Raw genomic sequence first — 6,609 nt, 5'->3', positions numbered from 1 at the left:
CACTTTTCTTTGCGTCGCCAAAGAAAAGTACCCAAAAGAAAGGCGACCCGATGGTCTGGGTCCCCTGCGCTGCGCTTCGGGGCAACCTCCGGTGCTCGGTCAAAGCGGCGTCTCGCTCGAACTCGGCTTCGCCTCAAACAATCGCGATCCCTGATCCGCTTCGACCTGCGCTCCTCGGCCCAGCCCGACGGGTGGAGGGAGCAGGAAACCAACATCCAACACCAGGACCGAACTCCCCTCCGGAGTGCAGAAAGCGCGCAGCGCTTCCTGTACGGGACTCCCAACAGACCGTCATGTGTGCACGCGAGCGCAGCGCACGCGGCCAAATGAGGCTCCCTTCTCTCGCCCAGCGGGGCGAGGGAACGGCGGGGGGGTGGGAGTGGGGAGTGGGGAGTTGAAACTGCTTATCCAGCAAGTCGCAAAGCTTGTGCGCCCTCAAGCCACGATGCCCTTGTCCCGCAACCCACGGATCTGCGCAGCGCTCAGCCCGAGTTCTTCAAGAACCGCATCTGTATCCTGCCCCAGCGCAGGCGCATTGCGCCGCTGGCTGCCGGGGGTGGCTGAAAGTTTGGGAATAAAACCGGGCACGGCGAGTTCCGAGCCGTCGTCCATCTGCACGGTTTGCAACATGCCGCGCGCGGCGTAGTGCGGGTCGTCGGCGATGTCGGCGACGGTGTAGATTTTTCCGGCGGGTACTTGCGCCGCCTCCAGTGCGGCCAGCACCTCCCCTACCGCCAGCGTGGCGGCCCACTTGCCAATCGCCTCGTCCAGCTCTTGCACACGGAGCACGCGCCCATCATTGCTGGCCAACGCGAGGTCCGCTGCCAGGTCGGGCCGGCCTATACACAACATCAGGCGTTTGAAAATGCTGTCGCCATTGCCTGCGATCAGTGCGTAGCCGCCATCCTTGCAGGCATAGGCATTGCTGGGTGCGATGCCGGGCAGGGCGCTGCCGGCCGGGCCGCGCACCGCGCCGAAAGCGCTGTATTCGGGCAACAGGCTTTCCATGCAGTTGAAGACGGCTTCGTACAGCGCCACATCCACCACTTGACCCTTGCCTGAGGCATGGCGGTGCTGCAGCGCCAGCAGGATGCCGATCACGCCATGTAACGCGGCGAGGGTGTCGCCGATGCTCACACCCACACGCACCGGTACGCGGCCGGGCTCGCCGGTCAGGTGGCGCAGGCCGCTCATGGCTTCGGCGACCACGCCGAAGCCGGGCCGGTCGCGGTAGGGGCCGGTCTGGCCGTAACCGCTGATGCGCAGCATGATGAGCCTGGGGTTCAGCTGGAGCAGTTGGTCGGGGCCCAAGCCCCAGCCTTCCATGGCGCCGGGCCGGAAGTTTTCGATCAGCACGTCGGCGTCCAGTGCGAGTTTGCGCACAATCTCCTGCGCCTCAAGCTGGCGCAGGTCCAGCGCCACGGAGCGTTTGTTGCGCGACTGCACCTGCCACCAGACCGAGGTCCCGTCTTTGAGCAGGCGCCATTTGCGCAGCGGGTCACCGGTGCGGGGCGCTTCAATCTTGATGACATCGGCGCCGAAGTCGGCCAGCGTCTTGGCGGCAAAGGGCCCGGCGATGAGCTGGCCCAGCTCCACCACCTTCAGGCCCGCGAGTGGGCCAGCCGGGGGCGCAGCCGTCATTTGGCGGCAGGTTTCTTTTTGGCGGCTGGCGTTTTTTTGGCAGGGGCCGATTTTTTCGCCAGCAGGGTGTCGAGGTTCTTGACGATCTCACCCTCGATCTTGTCCTTGAAGGCGCCGAGCAGAAAGCCCAGCTTGGCGTCCAGCTCCAGCAGGTCGGCGGTGACCTTCAGTTCGCCGCTGACGCCGGAGCGTGTGAAGCTCACCAGGTCGGCGGTTTCGCCTTCTTCGTAGGTGCATTCCATGTCGAACTTTTCCTCGGCCATTTCTGCCCATTGGAAGGCGACCTTGCGGGCTTCCAGCAGGCCCAGGCTGTGTGTACGTTCGATGTGGATGTCTGCCATGTGTGTGTCTCCGTGAATTGCTTTTAGCGCACCGCCAGCTTTTTCAGCCGTTCGTCCTTGGACAAGCTGGCCAGTTGCCGGACCTCATCATAAAACGCCGGCCAGTTGCCACCGCTGCGTGCAAACAGCGCTTCGAAACCGGGCACCAAGTCGTCGTAGGCTGCCTGCGCGCCAAACGAGGCGTTGTTGGCCTGCGCCACCCAGCGGTCATACGCCTCGATGGTGCCGGCCGGTGGGGTCCATGTTTTTTTGAGCTCGGCATAGCTGGTTCTGAAGTTGTCCATTGCTATGGTTTTCATAGCTAGTTGCGCTTGCCGGTTATGGGCTGAGGGCGACTTTGACTCATAAATGGCAGTCAGCGCACGCCGTGTGTCCCGCGTCAGCGCGCGGAACTGCAGTCGTTGCTGTTCCAGTGCGGCGTAGTCGGTGCGCGCCTTGTCCGAGCCGGAAGCCACGAGCCAGCGCGCCACACCCAGTCGCTCGACGGCGGTGGCGAAAGACTCGTTGAACGGCGTGTCGTCCTGCGCATACACCACCTGGTGCGCCAGTTCATGAAAAATCAGCCGTGCCAGGTCGCCCTCCGGGTAGCCGACAAATGTGCTCAGCAGCGGGTCACCGCCGGCCCAGTTCATCCAGCCGAGTGTGGAATAGGCCGGGACACCGTAAACGTGGACGTCCAGGCCGGTGGCCTGCAGGCGCGCTGCTTCGGCGCGGGCTTCCTGCTCGTCGAAGTAGCCACGGTAGCCGACACAACCGGCCACCGGGAAACACCAGGTCTCGGGCTTGAGCGACAGCGCCGGCGCGGCCGTGACGTTCCAGACCACCGCCTTGCGCTGCAGGTCGGCATAACGCTGGTAACTTGCGTTGTCGGGCAGGTGCAGCTCGCTGACCGCAAAGCGGCGTATGCGCTGGGCGAGTTCGAGCCGCGTCCTGAGTTTCTCCGGTGTCTGGCTGTCCTGCAACCACTCGGGAAGCGGCCGCGCTGCGTTCATCAATTCCAGGTGGCCGCTGACCGACTGCCAGTAATAAGCCATGGTGCTGCAGCCGGAGACGCCCAGCACGGCAACTGCGAGGATGGCAAGGGCGGGTTTTTTGAAGCGCACGGGGTTTAGAGCGCAGTCGCCTCGTCTAGTTGCACTTCCACCAGGCAGTCGTAAAACACCGGGCCGCGCCCGAGGTCGGTCAGCTGCTGGCTGGTGAGCTGATTCACGTTGGTGCCGTCCAGCCCAAGCTTGCGCCACCAGACGCCCAGGCCGTTGACGACGCCGGGCCGGGCGCGCTTCGAGATTTCGGCTTTGCAACGGTAACTGCCGCGGTGGTTGAAGACCCGCACGACGGCCCCGTCGGGGATGCCGCGCGCGGCGGCGTCGTCGGCATGGATTTCGAGCAGCGGTTCACCTTCGATGTCGCGCAGGCTTTTGACGTTGACAAAGGTCGAGTTGAGGAAATTGCGCGCCGGCGGCGAAATCATGGCCAGCGGAAACGCGCTGGCGCTGCCGGCAGTCTCGTGGTTGTCCAGGTGGTCGGGCAGGCCGTCCAGACCTTGCGCTGCGAGCCGCGCGCTGAAAAATTCGCACTTGCCCGAAGGCGTGGGAAACGCCCCGTCGGCAAAAGGCGCGTCGGCCATCGGCAGGGTGGCAAAACCCTTGTCCAGCAGTTCCTGAAAATCTACCTTGTCGCCATCGGGGTGGCTGAAAGCGGCGCGGCACAGCGTTTCGTCGTCGTCCAGAAAACAGGGCTCGGTGAAACCCATACGTGCTGCCAGCGCGCGGAAGATGGCGCTGTTGGGCCGCGCCTGGCCCACCGGCGCGATCGCCGGACGGTTCAGCAACACGTCGGTGTGGCCGTAAGAGGCGTGAATGTCCCAGTGTTCGAGCTGGGTCGTGGCCGGCAGGATGAAGTCGGCATAGTCGGCGGTGTCGGTCTGGAAATGCTCCAGCACCACGGTGAACAAATCCTCGCGCTCAAAACCCTGCACCACCTTGCCGGATTCAGGCGCCACCGCCACCGGGTTGCTGTTGTAGACGATCAGCGCCTCGATCTTCGGGCCGAAGCTTTGCGAGCTATCGCGCAGCAGGTCGTCGCCGATGGTGATCATGTTGAGTGTGCGCGGCCAGCGCCCGGCCAGCAGGTCGGGGCGCTGCACGGCCGCCTTGTTGATCGGGAACATGCCCGAGCTCGACAGCAGCAGGCCGCCGGCGCGCTGCCGCCAGGCGCCGGTGAGCGCAGGCAGACAGGCGATGGCGCGCGCGGCATTGCCGCCGCCGCGCACCCGCTGCATGCCGTAGTTCAGGCGGATGGCTGCCGGTGTTGTCGTGCCGTAGTCGCGGGCCAGGGCAATGATCTGCGCCACCGGCACGCCGCAGACGGCGGCGGCGCGTGCCGGCGGCCAGAGCAGCGCGCGCGCCTTCAATTGTTCCCAGCCGACGGTGTGCCGGGCGATGTAGTCATGGTCCAGCCAGTCATGGACGATCAGCTCGTGTATCAGTGCCAGCGCCAGCGCGGCGTCGGTACCGGGCCGCAGCGCGATGTGTTCATGGCATTTGTCGGCGGTTTCGGTCTTGCGCGGGTCAATGCAGACGATGCGCGCGCCGTTTCGTTTGGCTTCCTGCACATGGCGCCAGAAATGCAGGTTGCTGGCAATCGAGTTGCTGCCCCAGATCACGATCAGTTTTGACTCTGCAAAATACTCGACCTTCATGCCGACCTTGCCGCCCAGGGTCTGCATCAAGGCCTCGCCGCCGGCCGCCGAACAGATGGTGCGCTCCAGCAGCGAGGCACCGAGCTTGTTGAAAAAACGCGCGGCCATGCCTTCGGCCTGTACCAGGCCCATGGTGCCGGCGTAGCTGTAGGGCGCGATGGCCTCGGGGTTGCGTGCAGCGATCTCTTTCAGGCGGGTCGTGATCGCGTCAAGCGCGCCGTCCCAGCTGACCGGCTCGAAGCGGCCCGCGCCCTTGGGGCCCACGCGTTTGAGCGGCTGCAGGATGCGTTCGGGGTGGTAGCTGCGCTCGGTGTAGCGCGAGACCTTGGTGCACAACACGCCGGCGGTCTGCGGGTGGTCCGGGTTGCCCTGGACCCGCGTCGCCACGCCACCCTCCACCGTGGTGATCAATGAGCAGGTGTCCGGGCAGTCGTGCGGGCAGGCGCCGCGCACCTGGGTCGAAGCTTTCATCAAACTGACGCTAGGGGAGATGCCGATGGTATTCATTTTTGATGCGGACTATAGTTTTTGAAAGGAGGCGATCGCCTCCATAGAACAAAACCGGAGACCATTATGAGAACATTTCAGAGTCTGGGGCAGACCCTGCTGCTTGCGGCTCTGGTGCTGGCAAGCTCCGCAGGGCGCAGTCAGGATGGTCTGAGCAAAACCAGCATTGTGCTGGGGCAGTCCCTGGCCCTTACCGGTGCGGGTTCTTCGCTCGCCTTGCCTTTCCACCAGGGCGCCAGGCTGTTTTTCGACCGGGTCAATGCCGCCGGAGGCATCAACGGCCGCAAGATCGAGCTGGTGACGGTGGATGATCGCGGAAATCCGGCCACGACAGTGGCAAATACCAAGGCGCTGCTTGGACAGGGCGTGTTCTCACTGTTCGGTTTTTACGGCTCGCCCGAGGTGACTGCGGCCTACCCCCTGATCAAGGACACCGAGGTGTTGCTGTTTGCGCCCATGGCGGCGGCTGACGAGTTTCGCGGCCAGCTCTACCCCAACATCTACTCGCTGCGTCCCGGTTATTCGGAAGAGGCGGCGGCCATCACCAAACATGCCGAAACCCTGGGCGCGCGCAAATTCGCCATCCTTCACGCGACCGACGGCGAATCGCTGGCGGCGCTGGACGCTGCGGAAAGAACCATGGCCGGCCTGGGCGCCAACCTGGTCCGCAAGGCCGCCATGAGCAGCGGCAGCCAGGCCAACAGCGTGGACACGGCCCTGGCCGCCCGACCGGAGTCGGTGCTCATGATCAGCGACGCTTCGGGCGCCGCCGGCGCGGTGCGCGACCTGCGCGCCAAGGGTTTTCGCGGGCCGATTTACGGCTTTTCCAACACCGGTGAAAGTCTGCTGGCCGAACAACTCGGCCCCGCAGGCGCCGGGGTGGTGGTGGTGCGTGTGGTGCCCAAGAGCGACAACCCGAAACTGGCCCTGATCCGCGAGTTGCAGGCTGACCTGGCTGAAGCCAAGCTGGGCAAGGTCAATGTCTACATGCTTGAGGGCTACATTGCCGCCCGCGTTTATGTGGAAGCCTTGCGTCGCGCCTCCAAAGACCTGACCAGGGCCAAGCTCAAAAAGGCCATCGAGGGGCTCGACGAGGTCAGTGTGGGCGGTTTTCGCGTGCATTTCACCACCGACCGGGTCGCTTCCCGGCTGGTGGAACTCAGCGTGATTGATTCGCAGGGGCGGGTGCGCGAATAGAGGGTGCGCGAACAGGGCGTCCGCAGTGAGTTTCCCCCCTACCGACCATGTGGCTTCCAGCTTTGTCGAACCGCCCAATGCTGACCGCCGACGGACGCCTGCGCACCTGAGCGGTCAGCACGCGCGTGGGGTGGCGCCCCAGCGCTATTGTTTTAATAGCTGGTTGCGGAGATGGCGTATGGGCTGGGAGCCCTTTTGTTCATGAAGTACAGCCATTCAGGA

At 64.4% G+C, this 6,609-nt stretch carries 5 protein-coding genes; 1 reads left to right on the top strand and 4 read right to left on the bottom strand.

Annotated features, from left to right (window positions below):
* Positions 1 to 435: 435 nt before the first annotated feature.
* The 4 genes from ACH2CW_RS00905 to ACH2CW_RS00890 all read right to left on the bottom strand — a co-directional run bounded on the left by ACH2CW_RS00905 (position 436) and on the right by ACH2CW_RS00890 (position 5,154).
* Positions 436 to 1,641, bottom strand: a complete 1,206-nt coding sequence (locus ACH2CW_RS00905) for a CaiB/BaiF CoA transferase family protein (protein WP_395054895.1) — start codon at positions 1,639 to 1,641, stop codon at positions 436 to 438.
* Positions 1,638 to 1,982: a polyhydroxyalkanoic acid system family protein gene (locus ACH2CW_RS00900; RefSeq protein ID WP_395054893.1), complete on the bottom strand. Its 345-nt coding sequence runs from the start codon at positions 1,980 to 1,982 to the stop codon at positions 1,638 to 1,640. Before ACH2CW_RS00900 ends, ACH2CW_RS00905 begins: the two co-directional genes overlap by 4 nt.
* Positions 1,983 to 2,005: 23 nt before the next feature.
* Positions 2,006 to 3,016, bottom strand: a complete 1,011-nt coding sequence (locus ACH2CW_RS00895) for an aminopeptidase (protein WP_395054899.1) — start codon at positions 3,014 to 3,016, stop codon at positions 2,006 to 2,008.
* A 74-nt stretch (positions 3,017 to 3,090) separates the two neighbouring features.
* Positions 3,091 to 5,154: a molybdopterin-dependent oxidoreductase gene (locus ACH2CW_RS00890; protein WP_395054891.1), complete on the bottom strand. Its 2,064-nt coding sequence runs from the start codon at positions 5,152 to 5,154 to the stop codon at positions 3,091 to 3,093.
* A 102-nt stretch (positions 5,155 to 5,256) separates the two neighbouring features.
* On the opposite strand from ACH2CW_RS00890, the gene ACH2CW_RS00885 reads away from it, so the two are divergent.
* Complete coding sequence (locus tag ACH2CW_RS00885) at positions 5,257 to 6,387, top strand: ABC transporter substrate-binding protein (protein ID WP_395054889.1); 1,131 nt, start codon at positions 5,257 to 5,259, stop codon at positions 6,385 to 6,387.
* Positions 6,388 to 6,609: the final 222 nt, after the last annotated feature.

The organism is Polaromonas sp. (genome assembly GCF_043778355.1).
Lineage (GTDB): Bacteria > Pseudomonadota > Gammaproteobacteria > Burkholderiales > Burkholderiaceae_C > Polaromonas.
The sequence above is the reverse complement of the archived record's forward strand: the minus strand, read 5'-3'. Positions and strand labels throughout refer to the sequence as shown.

Coding starts and splice junctions, on each gene's coding strand:
- ACH2CW_RS00905 (WP_395054895.1), bottom strand. CDS start 1,641: ATGACGGCTGCGCCCCCGGCTGGCCCACTCGCGGGCCTGAAGGTGGTG.
- ACH2CW_RS00900 (WP_395054893.1), bottom strand. CDS start 1,982: ATGGCAGACATCCACATCGAACGTACACACAGCCTGGGCCTGCTGGAA.
- ACH2CW_RS00895 (WP_395054899.1), bottom strand. CDS start 3,016: ATGGCTTATTACTGGCAGTCGGTCAGCGGCCACCTGGAATTGATGAAC.
- ACH2CW_RS00890 (WP_395054891.1), bottom strand. CDS start 5,154: ATGAAAGCTTCGACCCAGGTGCGCGGCGCCTGCCCGCACGACTGCCCG.
- ACH2CW_RS00885 (WP_395054889.1), top strand. CDS start 5,257: ATGAGAACATTTCAGAGTCTGGGGCAGACCCTGCTGCTTGCGGCTCTG.